Genomic DNA, 22,090 nt, shown 5'->3' on the forward strand with positions numbered 1-22,090 from the left:
TGAGAAGGTGCGGGCGCTCAGAACCTGGTGTGACAGCCTGGGACTTACCATGGATATTGAGGTGGACGGAGGAATATCCGCTGCCAACGTGCGTCCGGTGCTGGAAGCCGGGGCCAATGTAATTGTGGCTGGTTCCGCCGTGTTCAAGGGGGACGCTTACGAAAATGCACGTGAATTGATGGAACTATTGAGGGAATATGAGAGATGAAAACATGTCTGATTGTGACCGGCGGCACCATGGATTTGGCGTTCGCCGGCTCTTTTTTAAAACAGAATACATTTGATATGGTGGTGGCCGTGGATGGCGGCCTGGAGCATTTAAAGCCCCTTGGACTCCTTCCGGATGCCGTTGTAGGAGATTTTGACACGGTGAGTCCGGATGTCCTGGCGGAATACCGGAAGATGGAGCAGGTGGCCTGGGAGATACACCAGCCGGAGAAGGATGAGACGGACACAGAACTTGCCATCGAGACCGCCATCGGGATGGGGGCTTTAAGTATCACCATTCTGGGAGGAACCGGCGGCCGGATTGACCATATGCTGGCCAATATTCATCTGCTGGCGGGGTGTCTGGAACGGGGGATATCCGCCTCTATGGTGGATGGGCAGAACCGGCTGTATATTCTGGACGGGGAGACCACCTTTTACCGGGACAGGGTGCATGGGAAATACCTGTCCTTTATCCCGCTGACGGAACGGGTGGAGGGGATAACGCTGACCGGGTTTAAATACCCGTTAAACGGAAAGACCATCACCATCGGCAGGGAGGCCGGACTCTGCGTCAGCAATGAGCTGGTGGAGGAGACGGGATGCATCTCCTTTGATTCCGGACTGCTTATCTGTGTGGAATCGGGAGATAGGGCGAAAGAGTAGAGGCGGTATGCCGCCCTCCGCTGCCCTGTGTTGTGCTGTTCTGTCTGCTAAACTGGTATGGTTTAAAAATCACAAACTGGCTATTTATATCAATCCACTTGCGTGATAAGATAAGAAAAACAAAAAGCAGGGGAGAGATATTATGAATAAGGACAACGAGAAAGTATACAAAATTGTGATTACCGGACTGATGGCGGCCCTCTGTTACGTGGCCTTCACCTTCCTGAAAATTCCGATTCCCACCTTCGGTGGTGATATGGTGGCCCTTCACATCGGTAACGCCTTCTGCGTGCTGGCGGCGCTGCTGCTTGGCGGCTGGTACGGCGGCGTGGCAGGAGCTCTTGGCATGACCATCGCGGACATCCTGGACCCGGTTTACATCACCAGCGCCCCCAAGACCTTTGTGCTGAAGCTGTGTATCGGACTGATCGCCGGCTTTATCGCCCACCGGATTGCCAAAATCACGGAGGATCACGACAGCAGATACATCTTTAAATGGTCACTGATTGCTTCCATCGTGTCCCTGGGCTTCAACGTGATTATGGACCCGATTGTGGGATACTTCTACAAGAACTACGTGCTGGGCGTGGAGTCATCGGCGGCAAAGATTATGTCCACATGGGCGGCCGGCGTCACCTTCATCAACGCCGTGGCCGGAACCATTGTGGTGGTGGTGGTCTACATGGCGGTGCGGCCGGTGTTAAAAAAAGCCGGTTTATTCTTTCGAATTTAATCACGACGGACGATAAAATGTCCCTCCAATCAGAACCCGGTCTTCGGATAAATGTCCCGAAGCCGGGTTCTTTTCGAAAAAAGGGTTTTCATTCCATGGAATTTGTTGTATAATCACCGCAGTAAGATGCAATATTTATGGTAGTAGAACATTGCACAAATGTAGGAGGAAAATCATGTTAGATTTAAAGTTTGTCAGAGAAAATCCTGAGATTGTAAAACAGAATATCAAGAATAAGTTTCAGGACAGCAAGCTGGGGCTGGTGGATGAGGTTATCGAGCTGGATGCCAAAAACCGGGCGGCCAAAGCCGAGGCTGATAATATAAGAGCAGAGAGAAATAAACTGTCCAAGCAGATAGGCGCACTGATGGCCCAGGGGAAGAAGGAAGAGGCCGAAGAGGTGAAAAAGCTGGTGACGGCAGGCGCGGAGCGCCTGGCGGCTCTGGAGGCGCAGGAGAAGGAGCTGGAGGAGAAGGTTCGGAAAATCATGATGACCATCCCCAACATCATCGACCCCAGCGTTCCCATCGGTAAAGATGACAGTGAAAATGTGGAAGTGGAGCGCTACGGCGAGCCGGTGGTTCCCGATTTTGAGATTCCCTACCACACAGAGATTATGGAGAGCTTTGACGGCATTGATTTGGACAGCGCCAGAAAGGTGGCCGGAAACGGTTTCTACTATCTGATGGGCGATATCGCCAGACTGCACTCCGCCGTGATTTCCTATGCCAGGGATTTTATGATTGACAGAGGCTTCACCTACTGCGTGCCTCCGTTTATGATTCGAAGCGAGGTGGTGACCGGCGTTATGAGTTTCGCCGAGATGGACGCCATGATGTATAAAATTGAGGGCGAGGACTTGTACCTGATTGGTACCAGCGAGCATTCCATGATTGGCAAGTTTATCGACACCATTCTGCCGGAGGAGAGTCTGCCAAAGACATTGACAAGCTATTCCCCATGCTTCCGCAAGGAGAAGGGCGCCCACGGTCTGGAGGAGCGGGGCGTGTACCGGATCCACCAGTTTGAGAAGCAGGAGATGATTGTGGTATGTAAGCCGGAGGAAAGCCCCATGTGGTATGACAAGCTGTGGCAGAATACCGTCGACTTATTCCGCTCCCTGGATATCCCGGTTCGCACCCTGGAGTGCTGTTCCGGTGATTTGGCGGATTTGAAGGTGAAATCCGTGGACGTGGAGGCATGGTCCCCACGCCAGAAGAAGTATTTTGAGGTAGGCAGCTGCTCCAACTTGGGAGACGCCCAGGCCCGCCGCTTAAAGATTCGTGTAAACGGCGCTGACGGCAAATACTTTGCCCACACCTTAAACAATACGGTGGTAGCTCCGCCGAGAATGCTGATTGCCTTCCTGGAGAACAACTTACAGGCAGACGGCAGTGTGAGAATCCCTGTGGCATTACAGCCTTATATGGGCGGGAAGACGGAGATTCGCAAAAAATAACATGACCATGATGACAGCCGGATATTTTTCCGGCTGTTGTGTACTCTGGCTGCCAAAAGTTGTGGCTGCCAACAGATGGGATTGCCAGAGATAAAAGAGAAGGAGGATTTCAAGATGATGCGTTTCAATCATTTTAACTTTAATGTGCTGGATTTGGAAAAGAGTCTGAAATTTTATAAGGATGCCCTGGATTTGAGCCCGGTGAGAACGAAGGAGGCGTCGGATGGCTCCTTCAAGCTGGTATACCTGGGGGATGGGGAGAGCGATTTCACTTTGGAGCTGACCTGGCTGAAAGAACGGACGGAGCCCTACAACCTGGGCGAATGCGAGTTTCATCTGGCCCTGACGGCGGATGACTACGAGGCGGCCTACAAGAGACACAAAGAGCTGGGAGTAATTTGCTATGAGAACCCGGCCATGGGCATCTATTTTATCTCTGACCCGGACGGCTACTGGATTGAGATTGTGCCGGTTAGATAATCCTGGAAGATTTCCCAGTTATCTCCTATGGAATTTCCATTTTCCATATGGTAACATAGTTTTGTAACAGAAATGTAAAAATTATGTAACATATAGGAGGATAACATGAAGAGATTACCAGTATACGTAATGACAGCAGCAATCGCCATGACAGGGGCGTCAACCATCACCTCACAGGCGGCAGTGAAAGTAATTGCCATCGGAAGCAACGGACAGAACTGTGATTTGTCCTGGAACCAGCTGGCGGGAAATAGCTTCAATGGAATCAAACTTCCGGATTGTGATATTCTGAAGCCGAACAACGGTTTCCCAAATATGAACCGTCCAGCCACACCAAACCCGGACGGAGACTGTCTTCCGGACATCAGCGTGCCGGATATGAATGTGCCGGCAGTTCCGGACCAGGGAGGCAGCCAGCTTCCTGACATCGGCGTGCCGAACACCCCGAATACCCCGGACACCAATGTGCCGGAGACAGACAATTCCTTCACCGCACAGGTGGTGGCGCTGGTCAATGAGGAGAGAGCGAAAGCCGGTCTGTCCCCGTTAACCGTGGACAGCAAGGTGGCTGCAGCCGCAGACACGAGAGCGAGAGAGATTGAGACTTCCTTCTCCCACACAAGACCGGACGGAAGCAGCTTCTCCACCGCGCTGACCCAGAGCGGCGTGTCATACAGAGGTTCTGGCGAGAACATCGCCTATGGCCAGAAAACACAGGACGTGATGAACAGCTGGATGAACAGCCAGGGCCACAGAGCCAACATCCTGAACAAGGATTTCACCACCATCGGCGTGGGCTATCACCAGAACAGCAACGGTACCGGATACTGGACCCAGCTGTTTACCAGATAGGATTGCAGACAGGAAACTTACATAGGGAAAGGGAGCCAAAAGGCTCCCTTTTCTGTTTTGTTTTTAAACTTCCGAAAGCTCCAGCTTCGGCTCCGCCACAAGAGAATAGTTGGTGTGATAAATCACAAATCCCGGCGCGCCTCCGGCGGCCTTCTTCACATGCTTCCTCTGGATATAATCAATCTCCACCTTCTCGTTGCCGCGGCCCTTGGAGTAGTAGGCGGCCAGAGCGCCGGCCTCCTCAAAGACGCGGTCCGGCAGTTCCTTCCCCTCGGTCTTCACAATCACGTGGGAGCCGGGGATACCCTTGGCGTGGAACCACCAGTCATTGCCGTTTGCCACCTTGAAGGTCAGCTCCTCATTCTGGTAGTTGTTCTTTCCCACATAGATATGGAAGCCGTCGGAGGAGAGGTAGTGGAAGGGACGGCTGGTGATTTTCACCTTCTTCCCTCCTGTGTATCTCCGCTTGATATATCCGTACTCCGTCAGCTCCTCCTTAATCTGCACCAAATCGTCCTCCTTCAGGGCGATATCCAGGGCGGTGCTGATGGATTCCAGATGCTCGATTTCACGCTTTGTCTCCTCCGTCAGCTCCGACAGGGCCTCGAAGGTTCGCTTTAACTTGTTGTACTTATCAAAATTCTTCTGGGCGTTCTCCTTCGCGGATAGCTGGGTATCCAGCGGAATGGTGATTTCCTCGTTGGTGTAATAATTCAGGCACTTGAGTTCCTTCTCCCCGCCGGCCAGCTCGTAGCCGTAGGTATTTAAAAGTTCCCCGTATACCTTATATTTATCCCGCTTCTCCGTATCTTTCAGCTGTTTCACCTGTAAATCATATTTCTTGTAATTCCGCTCCAGGGCCGTCTGGACAATCTTTCGTAAGTCCACCGACTTCTGGCGGATGCGGGTGATGGCGTTTTTGGAGGCGTAATAGGTCTCCAGCAGCTGGCTGACGGAGTCAAACCCCCTGGCCTCGTAATCCCCGCCGTCAAAACAGGTGAGTGGCACAGACGCAAACTCCACCGGCTCCTCCTGGCGGGTAATGATGTTGGGCGTAAAGTTCCCGTCTGCCACATCCTCCATCATTAGGGAGAAGGTATGGTAGAGATGCACCAGTTCCGTCTCCGACAGCTCGTTGGCGGAATGATCCCCGTCGATGGATGCCAGATGGCAGAGTTCCTCCCCAATCACCGGGCTGATGCCGGTCAGTTTTAAATACAATGCCTTCTGGATGGGAGCGGGCGTTCCGCCGATAAGGGCTTTGAATTCCTCCTCCGTCACCTCCAGGGGATTGGCCTTGTCCATGGTATGGGGGATAAAGTAGGTCCTCCCCGGCAGCACCTCCCGCACGGAGCTGACCTGGGCCGAGATGTGCTTGATGCTGTCGATGATGGTTCCATCCTCCTTACAGAAGATAATATTGCTGTGTTTTCCCATCAACTCCACAATCAGCAGCTTCCGGCACAAATCCCCCAGCTCATCCAGATGCTCAATCTCCAGCTGGATAATCCGTTCCAATCCCGGCTGGCTCACCTTCAGGATGCGTCCCGTTCCGATGTGCTTGCGCAGCAGCATACAGAAGTTGGGCGCTGTCATGGGGCTTGGCTTGTTATTCTCCGTGAAATATACTAACGGCAGGCTGGCGCTGGCCGACACCAGCAGCCGCAGCGTCTCTTTATTGTTCTTTATGGTAATCAGAAGTTCGTCCTTTTCCGGCTGGGCAATCTTGTTGATTTTGCCCCCTTCCAGCTTCTCTTTCATATCTCTTACCAGATTTGCAACTACAATCCCGTCAAATGCCATCTCAATTCTCCTTTGCTCACAACTTGTGACAGTTAGATTATACAGGAATCTTTCCCACATTACAAGTTGACTTGCTTTTTAAGATGACTTATAATGGAGAGTATCTATGACGAAAGAGAGGCAGAGCCCAATGTTAAAAAGCATGACAGGTTTCGGTAGATGCGAGGTGGTTACGGAGGAATACAAGATTTCTGTCGAGATGAAGGCAGTGAATCATAGATATCTGGATTTGAGTATCAAGATGCCCAAGAAGTTTAATTACTTCGAGGCGGGAATCCGCAACCTTTTAAAGAATTACATCCAGCGGGGCAAGGTGGATGTGTTCATCAACTACGAGGATTACACGGAGAATAAACTCTGCCTGAAATACAACAGCAGTCTGGCCGCAGAGTATATGGACTATTTTAAGAAGATGGAAGAGCAGTTCGGCATTGCCAACGACGTGAAGGTATCCACGTTATCAAAGATGCCGGAGGTTCTCACCATGGAGCAGGCCCCGGAGGACGAGGAGCATATGTGGAAGCTGTTGTCCGATACCATTGAGGAGGCGGCCAAGAAGTTTGTGGAGACCCGCGTTCTGGAGGGCGGCAATCTGCGGGATGATTTGATTGGCAAGCTGGATTACATGACCGGCCTGGTGACGGAGATTGAGACCCGCTCACCGGAGCTTATCCGTCAGTACCGGGAGAAGCTGGAAGACAAGGTGCGGGAAATGCTTAAGAACAACACCATCGACGACAACCGGATTGTGACGGAGGTGACCATCTTCGCAGACAAGGTCTGTGTGGATGAGGAGACCGTCCGCTTGCGGAGCCATATCGAACATACCAGGGAGGAACTGCTGGCCGGCGGAAGCATCGGCCGGAAACTGGATTTCATCGCCCAGGAGATGAACCGGGAGGCCAACACCATTTTATCAAAGGCCAACGATTTGGAGATATCCGACCGGGCTATTGCCTTAAAGACCGAGATTGAGAAGGTCCGGGAGCAGATTCAGAATATTGAGTAAAAACCAGGAGACAGGAGTAATGGAACATGAATGACCAGGGAATATTGGTTGTGGTGTCCGGGTTTTCCGGAGCAGGTAAGGGAACCCTGATGAAGGCTCTGCTTGAGAAATATCACAATTACGCGTTATCCATCTCCGCCACCACCAGAAAACCGAGGGTGGGAGAAGTGGACGGAAGAGAATATTTCTTCGTGACAAGGGAACGCTTCGAAGAGATGATTGCAAAGGAAGAGCTGATTGAGTACGCCCAGTATGTAGATAACTACTACGGGACGCCGAGGCAGTATGTGTTCCAGCAGATGGCGGACGGCAAGGACGTCATCTTGGAGATAGAGATACAGGGAGCCCTGAAAATCAAGGAGAAATTCCCGGAGGCACTGCTGTTGTTTGTGCTTCCGCCCAGCGCGGATGTGCTGAAGGAGCGCCTTATCGGGCGAGGCACCGAGAGCATGGAAGTGATTCAGGCCAGACTCCACCGGGCATCGGAGGAGGCGGCAGGGATGAATTCCTACGACTACATTCTTGTCAACGACAAGGTGGACGTCTGTGTGGAGGAGATGCACCAGCTGATTCAGGCCCAGCATAACCGGGTGAGCAGCAACCTGGATTTCATCGAGCAGATGAAACAGGAACTTAAAAAATATTAGTGAGAGAGGAGATTCATATGTTACATCCATCATACACCGATTTAATCAATGCAGTTAACAAAGGGGTAGAGCCAGGGGAGGAGCCGGTGGTACAGAGCCGTTACTCCATCGTTATCGCTACGGCCAAACGCGCCAGACAGATTATCGCCGGCGAGGAGCCTATGGTACCGGATAACGGGAAAAAACCGCTGTCTATGGCCGTGGAAGAGTTATACGAGTCAAAAGTGAAAATTGTCAGCGATGAGGATTCTTCCGAAGAGGAGAACAACTAGCATAAATCAAAAGCCGTCTCCATCAGTTTGGGATGGCTTTTCTCTAAGTTGACATGTTTCAGGATACAAGTTTATAAAGATTAGGAGAGTTTATGAAATTACTATGCATTTCACTGGGCTGTGACAAGAATCTGGTAGATACCGAGATGATGCTTGGCCTTCTGAATAAAGACGGATATACGTTTACCGACGACGAGCAGGAGGCGGATGTGATTGTCATCAACACCTGCTGTTTCATCAACGACGCCAAGGAAGAGAGCGTCAACACCATCTTAGAGATGGCGGAGCTTAAAAAGACGGGACAGTGCAAGGCCCTGATTGTGACCGGGTGCCTGGCACAGCGGTACAAGCAGGAGATTATCGACGAGATACCGGAGGTGGATGGCATTTTGGGCACCTCCACCTACGACGAGATATCCAACGTGTTAAAGGAAGCCCTGGGCGGCCAGCACATTTCCCGGTTCCACGATTTGGATGCCCTTCCGGAGGTGGACGCCGAGCGGGTGATAACCACCGGCGGATATTACGCATTTTTAAAGATTGCGGAGGGGTGCGACAAGCACTGCACCTACTGCATCATCCCAAGCCTCAGAGGCAACTATCGCAGCGTTCCCATAGAGCGGATATTGAAGGAGGCGGAGTCCCTGGCAAAGAAGGGCGTGAAGGAGCTGATTTTGGTGGCCCAGGAGACCACCCTTTACGGCGTGGACTTGTACGGGGAGAAAACGCTTCCGAAACTGCTTCGGGAACTCTGTAAGATATCCGGGATTCAGTGGATTCGGATTCAGTACTGCTATCCGGAGGAGATTACCGACGAGCTGATACAGACCATCAAGGAGGAAGAGAAAATCTGCAACTACCTGGATATCCCCATCCAGCACGCCAGCGACAAGATCCTGCGGCGGATGGGCAGAAGAACCAACCAGGCCCAGTTGAAGGAGATGATTGCCAAACTCCGGAGAGAAATCCCGGATTTAGCCCTTCGCACCACCCTGATCTCTGGCTTCCCCGGAGAGACGGACGAGGACCACGAGACGCTGATGGCCTTTGTGGATGAGATGGAATTTGAGCGGCTTGGCGTCTTCGCCTACTCGGCGGAGGAGGACACCCCGGCGGCGGAATTCGAGGACCAGGTGCCGGAGGAATTGAAGGAGGAGCGCCGCGACGAAATCATGGAGCTCCAGCAGGAGATCGCCTTTGAGCATTCCGACGACATGGTGGGACGGGTGCTGGACGTGCTGATTGAGGGCAAGGTGGCCGACGAGCCGGCCTACGTGGGCCGGACCTATATGGACGCCCCCAACGTGGATGGTTTTATCTTTATCAATACAGATACAGAACTGATGTCCGGAGATTTCGTGAGAGCGAAGGTGACCGGGGCTTTAGAATATGATTTGATAGGAGAGATGTGCGAATGAACCTGCCCAACAAACTGACGATTCTCAGAGTTATCATGATTCCGTTTTTTGTGGTATGCCTGCTGTGGGATGGAGGGACGAATCAGACACTTCGCTACGTGGCGGACGTCATCTTTATCGTGGCCAGTCTGACCGACATGCTGGACGGCAAGATTGCCAGGAAATACAACCTGGTGACCAACTTTGGTAAATTCATGGACCCGCTGGCGGATAAACTGCTGGTGTGTTCCGCCTTGATCTGCCTGATTGAGCTTGGAAATCTTCCGGCCTGGATGGTGATTGTGATTATCAGCCGGGAATTTATCATCAGCGGATTCCGCCTGGTAGCCTCCGACAACGGCATCGTCATTGCGGCCAGCTACTGGGGCAAATTCAAGACCGTTTTCCAGATGGTGTCCGTGGTGCTGCTGATAGCAGACATTAAAGCGCTGTCGGTTGTGACCACCGCCTGCGTGTGGGTGGCGTTAATTCTTACCGTAGTTTCCCTGGTGGACTACATTGCAAAAAATCATAAGGTGCTGACAGAAGGGAGCATGTAAATTATGGTGGTAGAAGTAATATCTGTTGGAACAGAACTGTTGTTAGGAAATATTGTCAATACCAACGCCCAGTATCTGGCGGAGAAATGTGCGCAGCTGGGGCTGCCGCTGTACTACCAGACCGTGGTGGGCGACAATCACGACCGGCTTTTGGACGCCGTGAAGACGGGCTTAAACAGGGCCGATGTCCTGATTCTGACCGGGGGCCTGGGGCCTACGGAGGATGACATCACCAAGGAAGTCTGCGCGGAGGCCATGGGCTTTTTGCTGGTGGAGGACGCCCATACCAGGGAGCTGATTGAGGAGTATTTTAAAAATGGCATCTACAAGGAGATTCCGGATAACAACTGGAAGCAGGCCATCGTCCCAGAGGGGGCCACGGTACTTGACAACCACAACGGAACGGCGCCTGGCCTGATTCTGGAAAAGGACGGCAAGACGGCAGTGTTACTTCCGGGACCGCCAAACGAGCTCTATCCCTTATTTGAGGAGCAGGTCTATCCAAAACTTCAAAAGCTGCGCCCGGAGACCATATTCTCCCAGATGGTGAGAGTCTGCGGGATTGGGGAGAGCCAGGTGGAGGACAAGCTGATTGATATGATTGACGGCCAGACCAATCCCACCATCGCCCCCTACGCAAAGACCGGGGAGGTACATCTGCGCATCACGGCGGCCGCCAAGGACGAGGCGGAGGCCAGGGAGCTTATCAAGCCGGTGGTGAAGGAGATAAAGAAGCGTCTGGGCAACGCGGTGTACAGTGTGAAGGACGAGACCCTGGAGATGGCGGTGGTCCGCCTGCTGGAGAAATACGGACTGACGGTGACCACGGCGGAGTCCTGCACCGGCGGTATGCTGGCCGCCCGGCTGGTCAATGTGCCTGGGGTATCGGAAGTATTCCGGGAGGGCTTTATCACCTACTCCAACAAGGCCAAGAAGAAAATACTGGATGTGAACAAGGCGACTCTCCGCAAATACGGGGCTGTCAGCAAAGAGGTGGCCAAGGAGATGGCGACCGGCGGCGTGTTTGCCACGGATGCGGACGTCTGCGTGGCGATTACCGGCCTTGCGGGACCTGACGGGGCCACGGAGGAGAAACCGGTGGGGCTGGTTTACATTGCCTGCTATATGAAGGACAAGGTGACCGTTGAGAAGTACCAGTTCAAGGGGAACCGCAACAAAATCAGGGAGCAGTCGGTGGTCAAGGCTCTAGATTTACTCCGCCGCTCCATCCTTGAAAATTATAGTAAATAAGGGCTGGCGTATGACAGCCAAGATACAGGAGGCAGGCAGTTGAATACACATAATGCGAAAAAACAGTTATCGGCGGCTTACCGGTATTCCTATTCCCGGATGGCCCTGAATTACTATACTCTTTACGAGGCCATGTGCGACGAGACAGGCATTTCCGGGGAGTTAAAAGGGTATGCCGGGGAGTTTCATCAGGTGCTGCAGACATTTTTAACCGGGGACGGGGACATGGAACGGCTTCATAAGCTGCGCCTTCAGGTGACGGCGGCCATGGAGGTTCTGACCGCCTACACGGACTGCTTTCAGATTTATGAGTACGTGTTAAACCGGATGGAGCGCAGGTTTGAGGACGGCGTGGCGGTGGACAGCGATGTGGAGGAGTTCACGTCACGGCTGATGGAATACCTGATGACCTCCGGGGACACGGTGATTATGAATGAGCGGATACAGCAGGTGATCGGCCAGCTGCCAGTCCGCTACACCAAACAGAAATTCTTTGAGCTTCTCCGGGACGGGCTGTCAGTCTATATCGGCTCGGAGAAAAAGAGTCTGGAGGATATGATGTACATACTCCGGACGGAGTCCATGGCGAAGCTGCCGGAGCAGATGGAGCGGGGACATGAGGACTTATATGAGATTCTGGGAACTCTCCGCCAGGCGGATTATCTGCACATGGAGAAGGAGGAGTACCGGAAATGTGTGGACAGAATCATCTATGTCAGCGACAAATTATTCCAGGAAGCCGGCAATTATATGCTGCTTCAGGATTTAATCAATGATTTGTATGTGCTGCATCTGACGGCTCCGTCGGCCATGGTAGAGCTGTCGGAGCGGCAGGTGCTGGAAAAAATTGCAGGCGGTGTATTAAACCAGTTTCTGGAAGGCAATACTTCTATGATAGATGAGGCAGTTACCGACATGCTCTGGGAGCTGGAGGGGAAACAGGAGGGCGCCATGGAGCGCTATCTGTCCTACCCGGCGCCTGATGAGATGGAGGACGATGAAATGTCCCATACCCTGAGAAAGGTGGACCGGCTGCTGTCCGGAAGCCCCTTCGTCTCTCTGGATGAGACCGTGGAGGAGGACCTTTCAGGCACGGTGGATAAAGAATGGCTGGACAGCCGTTTGGAGACCTTTTACGGGGAGTTAAACCAGCTGTTTGCCGGAATGTCCAAACCTGTAGTGCGGGCCATCATGGCCAAGCTGTTATCGAGTCTTCCGGTGGTGTTTCAATCGGCGGACGAACTTTCGGATTACATCATGAGAAGCCTTACAAGCTGCAGCGATACCGCGGAGCGGGAAACAACCATGGAATTGTTGAATCAGGAGATGGTGAATGAGGATGCGTTGGTATGAACACCTGTATGTAGGGGAGAAGGCCGGGAAACACCGGTTCTCCATAATCCAGAATATTCGAGATGAAAAGCTCCAGCCCGAGGTATATGTGATTACACCTGCCTCAAATGGGAATAATATACTTGACATCCATCCGTCAGCCACCCTTCTTCATCCCTATTACCGGGAGCAGAATCTGCTGATACTGGGGATTGCCCTGGGACACCAGGAGGCGATGGAGGTGGCCGGAAGCATTGTGGATGAGATGTTTCGAAAAACAGGGGAACTTGACCTGGAACAGTTTTTAAAAGAGATGGGATGGGTTAAGGTGTGATGACATGCTGCATGTGGGATTACTGATTTTAAAAATAATTGGATTTGTGCTTCTGGGAATTCTGTGTCTGGTTTTGGGACTGCTTCTGATTGTGCTGCTGGTGCCGGTCCGCTACCGGATGGAAGGCTCCTGGCATGACAGTCTGCGGGGGATGGCCCGGATTACCTGGCTGTTACATATCCTGTCGGCGACGGTTTCCTACGGGGAGGACGGGGAGCTTTTGATGGTGTTCCGTCTCTTCGGGTTCCGGCTGTTTCGAGATAAGGCGGACGGGGAAGCGGTACTGGCGGAGGGACTTTCCGATGCCGGTGACGCCGAGGAGATGATGGTCCACACAGCCGAGGTCCAGGGAGCCAGGGAAGAAGGGCGGAGCCGGGGAGAGAGGAAGGTGCAGGAGGACCCGATTCTTGAACGGGAGGCGGAATCTTTGGAAACGGAGTCCTTTGATGCCGATTCTGCCCCGGAAACTGATTTTCTAAAGCGCCCAATGCCGGCCGATGAAGCAGATACGAAAGAGGGGCGGATTCCCCGCTTTCTCGGACGTTTACGCCAACGGCTCAACCGGGTTTTAGAAAAAATTAAGTTTTTATTTCATACCCTTTGTGATAAACTGAAACACATAAAAGAAAATTACGAAGCGGTTCTCACGTTTGTCAAGGATGAGGAGAACCAGAAGACCATGAAGCTGATTTTGAGACAGGTGAAGGCGCTCCTTCGCCATATCCTGCCGAGGAAGGCATCGGGATATGTGGCCTTCGGATTTGACGACCCCTACACCACGGGGCAGGTTCTGGCGGCGGCCAGTCTCTTCTATGCGTGGTACGGCCAGAACATCGAGCTGATCCCCATGTTTGAGGAGCCGGTGCTGGAAGGGGAATTGAAGCTGAAGGGCAGAATCCGGATGGGAACCCTGCTGTGGTGCGGCTTGCGGGTCTTCCTAAATAAAAATTTCCGCGTGCTGTTAAAGCGGTGGCGGAATATGGGGATAAGCTAGAATAGAAGGATGCTGGGACAGAAGGATACCAGGATGGAAAAAGGAGGATATACGGATGGCAGATAACAATCATTTCGGCGCGGCCGTAGAAGCATTATTTAAGGGAATGGACCACTTTGTGACCACGAAGACGGTGGTGGGTGACGCGGTGAAGATCGACGATGCCATCATTTTACCGCTGGTGGATGTGACCTGCGGCATGGCGGCAGGCACCTTTGCGGAGAATTCCAAAAACCGGGGCGGCGGCGGTATGAGCGCCAGGATGAGTCCGAGCGCCATTTTAGTGATACAGAACGGCTCCACCAGACTGGTGAACATCAAAAACCAGAACACCGTCAACAAGATGCTTGACATGGTGCCGGATATCGTCAATAAATTTACCAACGGAAAAGTGACCGTGGGAGAGGAGTTTTCCGCGGACGCGGTGAAGGCTGCCGAGGAGATGGCTTCGGCGGAGGCGGAAAAGACAGAGTAATCGGGGAGCGGGGCCGGGATACCGGCTTCCGTTCCGGATGGACCGGTAGAAAGACTGCATAGCTGGCGGGATGTCTGCATATGATAAATCAAAGCGATGGATATAGATATGAGGGATGATATGAAACGACTGTGCGGCCTGATGATATTCTGCATAGGGGTGGGCATGGCTATCAAGGTATTTATCCCCACCACGCTGACTCTGCTTATCATCATTATCGGGTGTCTGTTACTGGGGTATAACCTGTTCTGCCATTGTTAAGCCTTCTAAAATAAAGGCAAAAAATAAGCTCCGGCCGGAAATCCCGACCGGAGCTTTTCAAAAAACTGATTAAGCTCTTTCCACTAAACCAGAACGCAGGCAAGAAGTACACACATACATCTTCTTTGCTCCGCCGTTAACTTTAACTTTAACGGATTTTACGTTTGCTTTCCACATTTTGTTGGAACGTCTATGGGAATGACTCACTGCGTTACCGAAGTGAGCAGCCTTTTCACAAATTGCACATTTAGCCATGATTGCACCTCCTTAAACCCTACTTGGATTTTTATTGCAAAATCCACAACATATGTATGATAACAGATAGAGGACGAATTTGCAAGTAAAAATTGAAATTTTGTGTTAAATTTATACAATTTTTTCCGGAGGGCAAAGTAGGAATGGACACAATATCTGGTGTGTGGTATACTTAATTAGTTAAAGAATGGTATTTTATGTATGAGTTTTATGAAAATAAGAGATTGTAAGATAGAATAGAATGGAGGTCTCAGTTATGAAGGGTAGAATCAACAACAAATTGGGGGAGATTCAGATTAACCCGGAAGTCATTTCCATGTATGCGGGAACTACGGCGGTAGAGTGTTTTGGTATTGTGGGCATGGCGGCGGTCAGCATGAAGGACGGGCTTGTGAAGCTGTTAAAGAGAGAGAGCCTGACTCATGGCATCAATGTGGAGATTGAGAATAACCATATCACCATTGATTTCCACGTTATCGTAGCTTACGGCGTGAGCATCTCAGCGGTTGCGGACAACTTAATCGAGAATGTAAAATATAAAGTCGAAGAATTCACCGGCATGGAGGTTGACAAGATTAACATCTATGTGGAAGGTGTGAGAGTGATAGATTAAGGGGAGGAGCAGCGAAAGCGATGAATACGATAGATGCAAAGACGCTTCAGAAGGCATTTTTATCCGGTGCAAAGGGGCTGGAAGCAAAAAAAGAATGGATTAATGAGCTGAATGTATTTCCGGTTCCCGATGGGGATACCGGTACCAATATGACACTGACGATTATGGCGGCAGCCAAGGAAGTGGCGGCTTTGGAGGAACCCACCATGGAGACGCTGGCCAAGGCCATCTCCTCCGGTTCCCTGCGGGGGGCGAGAGGAAACTCCGGCGTTATCTTATCCCAGCTGTTCCGGGGATTTACCAAAGAGATCAAGACGGTGAATGTCATCACCACCACCACCCTGGCCAATGCCTTCGTGAGAGCCACGGAGACGGCCTACAAGGCGGTTATGAAGCCGAAGGAGGGAACCATCCTGACGGTTGCCAAGGGGATGGCGGACAAGGCCGTGGAGCTGGTGACGGAGACCGAGGACATCATCGAGTTTGCGAAGCTGGTGATTGAACACGGGGATTACGTGCTGAGCCAGACTCCGGAGATGCTTCCCATTCTGAAGCAGGCCGGCGTGGTGGATTCCGGCGGCCAGGGCCTGATGCAGGTGATGAAGGGCGCTCTGGACGGACTTCTCGGCAAAGAGGTAGATTTGACCGTGGAGGCGGCCAGACCTTCTGTCCGGCTGGAAGACGGCGAGGCGGAGGAGTTTGACATCCATTTCGGCTACTGCACCGAGTTTATCATCAACGTGGAGAAGAAGTATGATGAGAGGGAGGAGCAGTCCTTCAAGGGCTATCTGGAGTCCATCGGCGATTCCATCGTGGTGGTGTCGGATGACGACGTGGTGAAGGTCCATGTCCACACCAATGACCCGGGTCTTGCCATCCAGAAGGCGCTGACCTACGGCTCCCTGTCCCGCATGAAGATTGACAACATGAGGGAGGAGCACGAGGAGAAGCTGATCAAGGACGCCGAGAAGAGGGCGGCCATGGAGAAAGAAAAGGAAAAAGAGAAAGAGGCGCTGGAAGCACAAAGCGCGAAGGTGGAGGAGGAGCCGAAGAAGCCTTATGGCTTTATCGCTGTTTCCATCGGAGAAGGCTTTGGCGAGATTTTTAAGGGAATCGGAGCCGATTATCTCATAGAGGGCGGACAGACCATGAATCCCAGCACGGAAGATATGCTGAATGCCATTGACAAGGTCAATGCAGAGACCATCTACATTCTGCCCAACAACAGCAACATCATCCTGGCGGCCGAGCAGGCGACCCATCTGGTGGAGGATAAGAATATCGTGGTGATTCCTTCCAAGACGGTGCCCCAGGGTATCACGGCCATCATCAATTTCGCCCCGGATATGACGCCGGAGGAGAACAAGGAGACCATGATTCAGGAGATGAAGCATGTGAAGACCGGCCAGATTACCTACGCGGTGCGCAACACCGTCATTGACGACAAGGAGATTCAGGAAGGCGATATCATGGGTATCGGCGACAAGGGAATTCTGACAGTCGGCAAGTCCGTGGAGGGTACGGCCCTTGACACTCTGCGGGAGATGGTGGATGACGACTCGGAGTTAATCAGTATTTACTACGGAAGCGACATCAGCGAGGCGGAGGCCAACGAGTTTTTGGAGATGGCGCAGAATGCCTGCCCGGACTGCGAGATTGAGCTTCACAGCGGCGGACAGCCCATCTATTATTATTTGATGTCCGTGGAATAGAACCGGAGATTGATAGAGGAACCATTGACAAAACAGCAAAAGCAGGTGATTGGAAATGAAGATTTCCTGTCGCCTGTTTTTTCGCATGATGAGGTAGATTCAGACATGAAAAATCAGGAATCAGTGCTTACATTAAAGGGAATCGGGGAGCGGACGGGGAAACTGTTTGCCAAGCTGGGGATTGAGACGGTGGATGACCTTTTAAAATATTACCCCAGAGCTTACCACTCCTACGCGCCGCCCACCGCTATCGGGGAACTGAAACCGGATATGACGGGGACGGTGGAAGGATATCTCCAGAAGGACGTGTCCGTCAAACGGTTTAAGAACAAACAGATTATCACCGCGTCCCTGCAGGACATGACGGGAAAGCTGCAGCTGGTGTGGTTTAACATGCCCTTTCTGCGGACTACGCTGAAGATGGGGACCTACCATATTTTCTGCGGACGGGTGGTGAAGAAGAACAACCGGCTGACCATGGAACAGCCGGAGATATTTACAAAAGAGTCCTATGGCGCGTTGATGGAGTCCATGCAGCCCGTCTACGGGCAGACCAGGGGACTCAACAACAAGACCATCACAAAGGCCGTGTCCCAGGCGTTAGAGAACCGCACCATGGAGCGGGAGTACCTGCCGGCGGATTTGAGGCGGAAATATGAATTGGCGGAATACAACTTTGCCATCCAGCACATTCATTTCCCGGACAACCAGCAGGAGTTGTTGTTTGCCAGGAAGCGGCTGGTGTTTGACGAGTTTTTTATGTTTATTCTGGCGGTCCGGCGGCTGAAGGAGAAGCGGGGAGACCGGCACAGCAGCTTCACCATTGCCATGGCGCCGGAGGTGGAAGCGCTGAAGGAGCGGCTTCCCTACTCGCTGACCGGGGCACAGCAGAAGACGCTCTCTGAGGTGGAGCACGATTTGGAGAGCGGTCTGGTGATGAACAGGCTGATTCAGGGAGACGTGGGCTCCGGAAAGACCATCATTGCCATCCTAAGCCTCCTTCACGCAGCCTACAACGGATACCAGGGGGCGCTGATGGTGCCCACGGAGGTGCTGGCAAGACAGCATTATGAGAATATGCTGGAGCTGTTTGAGGAGCAGGGCATCGAGAAGGTGCCGGTGCTGGTGACCGGCTCCATGACGGCGAAGGAAAAGCGCATCGCTTATGAAAAAATCGCAAATCACGAGGCGGATATCATCGTGGGCACCCACGCCCTGATTCAGGACAAGGTGGTCTACGACAACCTGGCTCTCGTCATCACCGACGAGCAGCACCGGTTCGGGGTGGGACAGCGGGAAATGCTGGGCCAGAAGGGCCAGATGCCCCATGTGCTGGTGATGAGCGCCACGCCGATTCCCAGGACCCTGGCGATTATCATCTACGGGGATTTGGATATCTCCGTGATCGACGAGCTTCCGGCCAACCGTCTTCCCATCAAAAACTGCGTGGTGGACACCGGCTACCGGAAGACGGCCTACGAGTTTATCAAAAAACAGGTGGCCCAGGGCCGCCAGGCCTATGTCATCTGCCCCATGGTGGAAGCCAGCGAGATGATTGAGGCGGAGAACGTGCTGGACTACACGGAGTCCTTGAAGGAGGCCATGCCGGGCGTGGCCATCGAGTACCTTCACGGGAAAATGAAGGGGAAAGAGAAGAACCAGATTATGGAGCGGTTTGCCAGCGGTGAGATACAGGTGCTGGTGTCCACCACCGTCATCGAGGTGGGCGTCAACGTTCCCAATGCCACGGTGATGATGATAGAAAATGCCGAGCGCTTCGGCCTGGCCCAGCTTCACCAGCTGCGCGGCCGCGTGGGACGTGGAAAACACCAGTCCTACTGTATCATGGTCAACTGCTCCGACCAGGAGGGCACCCAGGAGCGGCTGGATATCCTGAACAAATCAAACGACGGCTTCTACATCGCCTCCGAAGATTTAAAACTGCGGGGTCCTGGAGACATCTTCGGCATCCGTCAGAGCGGGGATATGGAATTCAAGCTGGCCGACATTTTCACCGACGCCAATCTCTTAAAGACCGTGTCGGAGGAAGTGGACCTGCTTCTCGCCAAAGATCCGGAGCTTCTGGCCACCGAGCACGAGGAGCTGAAGCGGCGGCTGGATGTCTATCTGGAGCGGAGTTATGAAAAATTGAATTTATAGGGTAATAGGTGGGCGTGGCCTTGTGGGCAGGCCCATCTATTGACATGGATATCAGAATGTGGTATACTCTATGCTAATAAAAGGGAGTAGCGAACCACCAAACCGAAGATGCAGCATGAGATTGGTGGATTTTAAATCGTCTTCTTGGTGCTTTTACAAGCACCCGTATAAAATGAAATGTGCAAGACTTTTATTGTGGCAGGAAACTGACTACGGTAAAAGTCTTTTTATCTTTTCTGCCACGCACAGAAACTATGGCAATGTCGTAATGACAGAAAGGGGAAAGAGACATGAAGGAAACAAACAACAGACAGGAAGTAAGAGAGGCGATTGCGGCGGCCGACATGGCCATCATGAGTCTGGAAAGAGCCAGAAAAGAGCTGGACAGCGCCAGGAGATGGGGGTTATGGGATATCTTCGGAGGCGGACTGCTCAGCACTCTGGGCAAGCATTCCAGAATGGATGAAGCCAATGCCGCCATGAATGAGGCGAAACGTCATCTGCGAAATTTAAAGAGGGAACTGTTAGATGTCAGGGTTTCGGAAGATTTCAAATTGGATGTGGGAAATTTTCTTTCCTTTGCGGATTATTTTTTTGATGGATTTGTCGCAGACTTTATGGTACAGTCCAGAATCAATGACGCGCTGGAACAGGTGGAGGAAGCGATAACAAAAATCCGCAATATTCGTGGCACATTGAATGGCTTTTTGGAGGAACTGAATCAGACGGAGACAGAAGAAGGAGGAATGGAATGATGGGATGTCTGGGAAATGTATTATGGTTTCTATTTGGCGGTTTTCTCAGTGGATGCAGCTGGCTGCTGTCGGGCTGCCTCTGGTGTATCACAATTATCGGGATTCCGGTAGGGCTTCAGTGTTTTAAATTTGCGTCCCTCTGCTTCTTTCCTTTTGGGAAGGAAGTGGTGTATGGCGGCGGAAGCGGCTCGCTGCTTTTGAATATTGTATGGCTTCTGGTCTCCGGCTTACCGCTGGCGCTGGAGTCGGTGGTGTTTGGAATCCTGCTCTGCATCACGGTTGTGGGCATTCCCTTCGGGCTGCAGCAGTTCAAGATTGCGAAGCTGGCGCTGATGCCGTTTGGCAGTGAGATTATCAGTTTGTAATAATTTGGTAAATTACGAAAAACCTTCTAGTGTATTATTTTTTGATGGAGACATAATAGGAGTGTAGCACAAAACAAGTCATGAAAATAAAACAAAAAACATCAAGTCATGACGGTTAGATGAAAAAGGAGGCTTTTATTATGGCAAACAGATCTTCTAATTCTACAAACGTACCAGAGGCAAGAGAAGCAATGGACAGATTCAAAATGGAGGTTGCATCTGAGTTAGGTGTACCGTTAACCAATGGTTACAATGGTAACTTAACATCCGCACAGAACGGTTCTGTTGGTGGATATATGGTTAAGAAAATGATCGAAGCACAGGAAAGACAGATGGCTGGTAAATAAACCACCGTCACGGAAAATCCCCCTCAGATTTCTGAGGGGGATTTTTATGTGCTATTTTTTAAGTAAAGAAAATGGTTTTTCCAGCCCTGGATGATTCATAGATTCCCTGAACCACCTCGAGAGTCCTTGTGGCATCCTCCGGGTTGACGGGAACCGGCTCCCCGGCTGCGAGACAGCGATAGAAGTCCTGAAGCTGGGTCAGATGATGTTTTCCCCAGTAGCTTTCCCCGCCGTCCGTATTTCCGTCGGAATCTATGACACGGGTCGCTTCGCCGTCTCTCTCGATGATCACCGCGTCGTTGTCGGTGAGCGTCACCTTGCCGTTTTTAAAATGAACCTGAATGCGGATGGACGCGTTATAGGTATAGTAGTTGCAGGCGTAGAAGGAATACAGGGCGCCGCCCTCAAACAGGATGACAGCGTCCGCCACATCCTCCACCTCGATGTTGGTCAGAACACGGCGGTCAATGTGGGCGCAGATGGACTCCACAGGCCGGTCGATGAGATAGCGGACCATATCGATGCTGTGGATGGCCTGGTCGATCACCACGCCGCCGCCCTCCGTCTCCCAGCGGCCCTTCCAGTCGCACTCATAGTAGGAAGCAGGGCGGAACCAGTTTAGATTGGAAAACGCGCCAATCGGATGTACCAGCTCGCCGGCTTCCACCATCCGCCTGGCTTCCCGGATGCCGGGAATGTACCGGTTCTGGAAGATAACGCCAAACTGTCGGTGATTCTCCCTGGCCGTCCGTATCATCTCTCTGGCATCCTCCGGGTAGATGGCGATTGGTTTTTCCGTCAGCACATGGTTTCCGGCATTCAAGCTTTTTATCACATGCTCCTTATGTAGAAAATGAGGAGTCAGCACATGAATCACATCCACATCCTTCTTTAACAGCATCTCCTCCGCCGACTGATAGGCGGTGCATCCGGGGAAATGCCCGGCAAAGGTCTCCGCCCGCTTAAGTACCTTGTCAGCGGCACAGCAGACCTTCACCGTCCCGTCCATTTTCTGAAACGCGTCAAGGTATACGGAGGAAATTCTCCCGCAGCCGATGACACCGGCTTTCAACACATCCATGATATCCCTTCCTTTCGTTTAAACCATAAGTTTTATCTATCCGTTTTATGTTCAGTTTCATTCTGAAGTA

The 22,090-nt window shown here is 52.0% G+C and carries 25 protein-coding genes and 1 pseudogene; 23 read left to right on the forward strand and 3 right to left on the reverse strand.

Features of this window, described 5'->3' with window-relative positions; translation table 11 throughout:
- The 6 genes and pseudogenes from HMPREF9473_RS12245 to HMPREF9473_RS12270 form a co-directional block, all read left to right on the forward strand.
- Positions 1-208 (forward strand): annotated as a pseudogene (locus HMPREF9473_RS12245) (ribulose-phosphate 3-epimerase); the annotation flags it as partial.
- Positions 205-873 carry a thiamine diphosphokinase gene (locus HMPREF9473_RS12250; protein ID WP_006780429.1) on the forward strand — a complete coding sequence of 223 codons (669 nt, stop codon included), beginning with the start codon at positions 205-207 and terminating at the stop codon, positions 871-873. The pseudogene HMPREF9473_RS12245 and the gene HMPREF9473_RS12250, both read left to right, overlap by 4 nt.
- A 142-nt stretch (positions 874-1,015) precedes the next feature.
- Positions 1,016-1,606 carry an ECF transporter S component gene (locus tag HMPREF9473_RS12255; RefSeq protein ID WP_006780430.1) on the forward strand — a complete coding sequence of 197 codons (591 nt, stop codon included), beginning with the start codon at positions 1,016-1,018 and terminating at the stop codon, positions 1,604-1,606.
- A gap of 175 nt (positions 1,607-1,781) precedes the next feature.
- Entirely contained in the window at positions 1,782-3,065 is a 1,284-nt protein-coding gene (gene serS, locus HMPREF9473_RS12260) for a serine--tRNA ligase (RefSeq protein WP_006780431.1), read from the forward strand.
- Between the two features lie 114 nt (positions 3,066-3,179).
- Positions 3,180-3,545, forward strand: a complete 366-nt coding sequence (locus tag HMPREF9473_RS12265; RefSeq protein ID WP_006780432.1) for a VOC family protein — start codon at positions 3,180-3,182, stop codon at positions 3,543-3,545.
- Between the two features lie 105 nt (positions 3,546-3,650).
- Positions 3,651-4,397 (forward strand): CAP domain-containing protein, encoded by a 747-nt coding sequence (locus tag HMPREF9473_RS12270; protein WP_006780433.1) that lies wholly within the window; start codon positions 3,651-3,653, stop codon positions 4,395-4,397.
- Positions 4,398-4,460: 63 nt separating this feature from the next.
- Here HMPREF9473_RS12270 and HMPREF9473_RS12275 read toward each other — a convergent pair whose 3' ends face one another.
- A complete protein-coding gene (locus HMPREF9473_RS12275; RefSeq protein ID WP_006780434.1) occupies positions 4,461-6,200 on the reverse strand; it encodes an Rqc2 family fibronectin-binding protein in 1,740 nt (579 codons plus the stop codon).
- Between the two features lie 130 nt (positions 6,201-6,330).
- On the opposite strand from HMPREF9473_RS12275, the gene HMPREF9473_RS12280 reads away from it, so the two are divergent.
- The 11 genes from HMPREF9473_RS12280 (at position 6,331) to HMPREF9473_RS27720 (ending at position 14,732) form a co-directional block, all read left to right on the forward strand.
- Complete coding sequence (locus HMPREF9473_RS12280; RefSeq protein WP_006780435.1) at positions 6,331-7,209, forward strand: YicC/YloC family endoribonuclease; 879 nt, start codon at positions 6,331-6,333, stop codon at positions 7,207-7,209.
- 26 nt (positions 7,210-7,235) lie between these two features.
- Positions 7,236-7,856 carry a guanylate kinase gene (gmk, locus tag HMPREF9473_RS12285; protein ID WP_006780436.1) on the forward strand — a complete coding sequence of 207 codons (621 nt, stop codon included), beginning with the start codon at positions 7,236-7,238 and terminating at the stop codon, positions 7,854-7,856.
- Positions 7,857-7,873: 17 nt separating this feature from the next.
- Positions 7,874-8,128 carry a DNA-directed RNA polymerase subunit omega gene (gene rpoZ, locus HMPREF9473_RS12290; RefSeq protein WP_006780437.1) on the forward strand — a complete coding sequence of 85 codons (255 nt, stop codon included), beginning with the start codon at positions 7,874-7,876 and terminating at the stop codon, positions 8,126-8,128.
- Positions 8,129-8,220: 92 nt separating this feature from the next.
- A complete protein-coding gene (rimO, locus tag HMPREF9473_RS12295) occupies positions 8,221-9,546 on the forward strand; it encodes a 30S ribosomal protein S12 methylthiotransferase RimO (RefSeq protein WP_006780438.1) in 1,326 nt (441 codons plus the stop codon).
- Positions 9,543-10,085 (forward strand): CDP-diacylglycerol--glycerol-3-phosphate 3-phosphatidyltransferase, encoded by a 543-nt coding sequence (gene pgsA / locus HMPREF9473_RS12300; RefSeq protein WP_006780439.1) that lies wholly within the window; start codon positions 9,543-9,545, stop codon positions 10,083-10,085. The genes rimO and pgsA overlap by 4 nt, the downstream gene beginning before the upstream one ends.
- A 3-nt stretch (positions 10,086-10,088) precedes the next feature.
- Positions 10,089-11,336 carry a competence/damage-inducible protein A gene (locus tag HMPREF9473_RS12305; RefSeq protein WP_006780440.1) on the forward strand — a complete coding sequence of 416 codons (1,248 nt, stop codon included), beginning with the start codon at positions 10,089-10,091 and terminating at the stop codon, positions 11,334-11,336.
- Positions 11,337-11,375: 39 nt separating this feature from the next.
- Positions 11,376-12,689 carry a hypothetical protein gene (locus HMPREF9473_RS12310; protein WP_006780441.1) on the forward strand — a complete coding sequence of 438 codons (1,314 nt, stop codon included), beginning with the start codon at positions 11,376-11,378 and terminating at the stop codon, positions 12,687-12,689.
- Positions 12,670-13,002 (forward strand): hypothetical protein, encoded by a 333-nt coding sequence (locus tag HMPREF9473_RS12315; protein ID WP_006780442.1) that lies wholly within the window; start codon positions 12,670-12,672, stop codon positions 13,000-13,002. Before HMPREF9473_RS12310 ends, HMPREF9473_RS12315 begins: the two co-directional genes overlap by 20 nt.
- A 4-nt stretch (positions 13,003-13,006) precedes the next feature.
- On the forward strand, positions 13,007-13,996 hold the full coding sequence (locus HMPREF9473_RS12320) for a DUF2953 domain-containing protein (RefSeq protein WP_006780443.1): 990 nt from the start codon (positions 13,007-13,009) through the stop codon (positions 13,994-13,996).
- 55 nt (positions 13,997-14,051) lie between these two features.
- The gene (locus HMPREF9473_RS12325) at positions 14,052-14,471 is read left to right on the forward strand and encodes a GerW family sporulation protein (RefSeq protein ID WP_006780444.1); all 420 of its coding nucleotides are present in this window, start codon (positions 14,052-14,054) and stop codon (positions 14,469-14,471) included.
- 120 nt (positions 14,472-14,591) lie between these two features.
- Entirely contained in the window at positions 14,592-14,732 is a 141-nt protein-coding gene (locus HMPREF9473_RS27720) for a hypothetical protein (protein ID WP_006780445.1), read from the forward strand.
- Positions 14,733-14,801: 69 nt separating this feature from the next.
- Here HMPREF9473_RS27720 and rpmB read toward each other — a convergent pair whose 3' ends face one another.
- The gene (gene rpmB, locus HMPREF9473_RS12330; RefSeq protein ID WP_006775035.1) at positions 14,802-14,987 is read right to left on the reverse strand and encodes a 50S ribosomal protein L28; all 186 of its coding nucleotides are present in this window, start codon (positions 14,985-14,987) and stop codon (positions 14,802-14,804) included.
- Between the two features lie 256 nt (positions 14,988-15,243).
- On the opposite strand from rpmB, the gene HMPREF9473_RS12335 reads away from it, so the two are divergent.
- The 6 genes from HMPREF9473_RS12335 to HMPREF9473_RS12360 all read left to right on the forward strand — a co-directional run bounded on the left by HMPREF9473_RS12335 (position 15,244) and on the right by HMPREF9473_RS12360 (position 20,939).
- On the forward strand, positions 15,244-15,600 hold the full coding sequence (locus tag HMPREF9473_RS12335; RefSeq protein ID WP_006780446.1) for an Asp23/Gls24 family envelope stress response protein: 357 nt from the start codon (positions 15,244-15,246) through the stop codon (positions 15,598-15,600).
- 20 nt (positions 15,601-15,620) lie between these two features.
- Positions 15,621-17,312, forward strand: coding sequence for a DAK2 domain-containing protein (locus HMPREF9473_RS12340; RefSeq protein ID WP_006780447.1), 1,692 nt, complete (start codon positions 15,621-15,623; stop codon positions 17,310-17,312).
- 105 nt (positions 17,313-17,417) lie between these two features.
- Positions 17,418-19,472 carry an ATP-dependent DNA helicase RecG gene (gene recG / locus HMPREF9473_RS12345; protein WP_034859248.1) on the forward strand — a complete coding sequence of 685 codons (2,055 nt, stop codon included), beginning with the start codon at positions 17,418-17,420 and terminating at the stop codon, positions 19,470-19,472.
- Positions 19,473-19,762: 290 nt separating this feature from the next.
- Complete coding sequence (locus HMPREF9473_RS12350) at positions 19,763-20,227, forward strand: hypothetical protein (RefSeq protein ID WP_006780449.1); 465 nt, start codon at positions 19,763-19,765, stop codon at positions 20,225-20,227.
- Positions 20,227-20,592 (forward strand): YccF domain-containing protein, encoded by a 366-nt coding sequence (locus tag HMPREF9473_RS12355; protein ID WP_006780450.1) that lies wholly within the window; start codon positions 20,227-20,229, stop codon positions 20,590-20,592. Before HMPREF9473_RS12350 ends, HMPREF9473_RS12355 begins: the two co-directional genes overlap by 1 nt.
- 140 nt (positions 20,593-20,732) lie before the next feature.
- On the forward strand, positions 20,733-20,939 hold the full coding sequence (locus HMPREF9473_RS12360; RefSeq protein WP_006780451.1) for an alpha/beta-type small acid-soluble spore protein: 207 nt from the start codon (positions 20,733-20,735) through the stop codon (positions 20,937-20,939).
- A 58-nt stretch (positions 20,940-20,997) separates the two neighbouring features.
- Here HMPREF9473_RS12360 and HMPREF9473_RS12365 read toward each other — a convergent pair whose 3' ends face one another.
- A complete protein-coding gene (locus HMPREF9473_RS12365) occupies positions 20,998-22,020 on the reverse strand; it encodes a Gfo/Idh/MocA family protein (protein ID WP_006780452.1) in 1,023 nt (340 codons plus the stop codon).
- Positions 22,021-22,090 lie beyond the last annotated feature (70 nt).

This window comes from Hungatella hathewayi WAL-18680, from assembly GCF_000235505.1.
Classification (GTDB): Bacteria; Bacillota; Clostridia; order Lachnospirales; family Lachnospiraceae; genus Hungatella_A; species Hungatella_A hathewayi_A.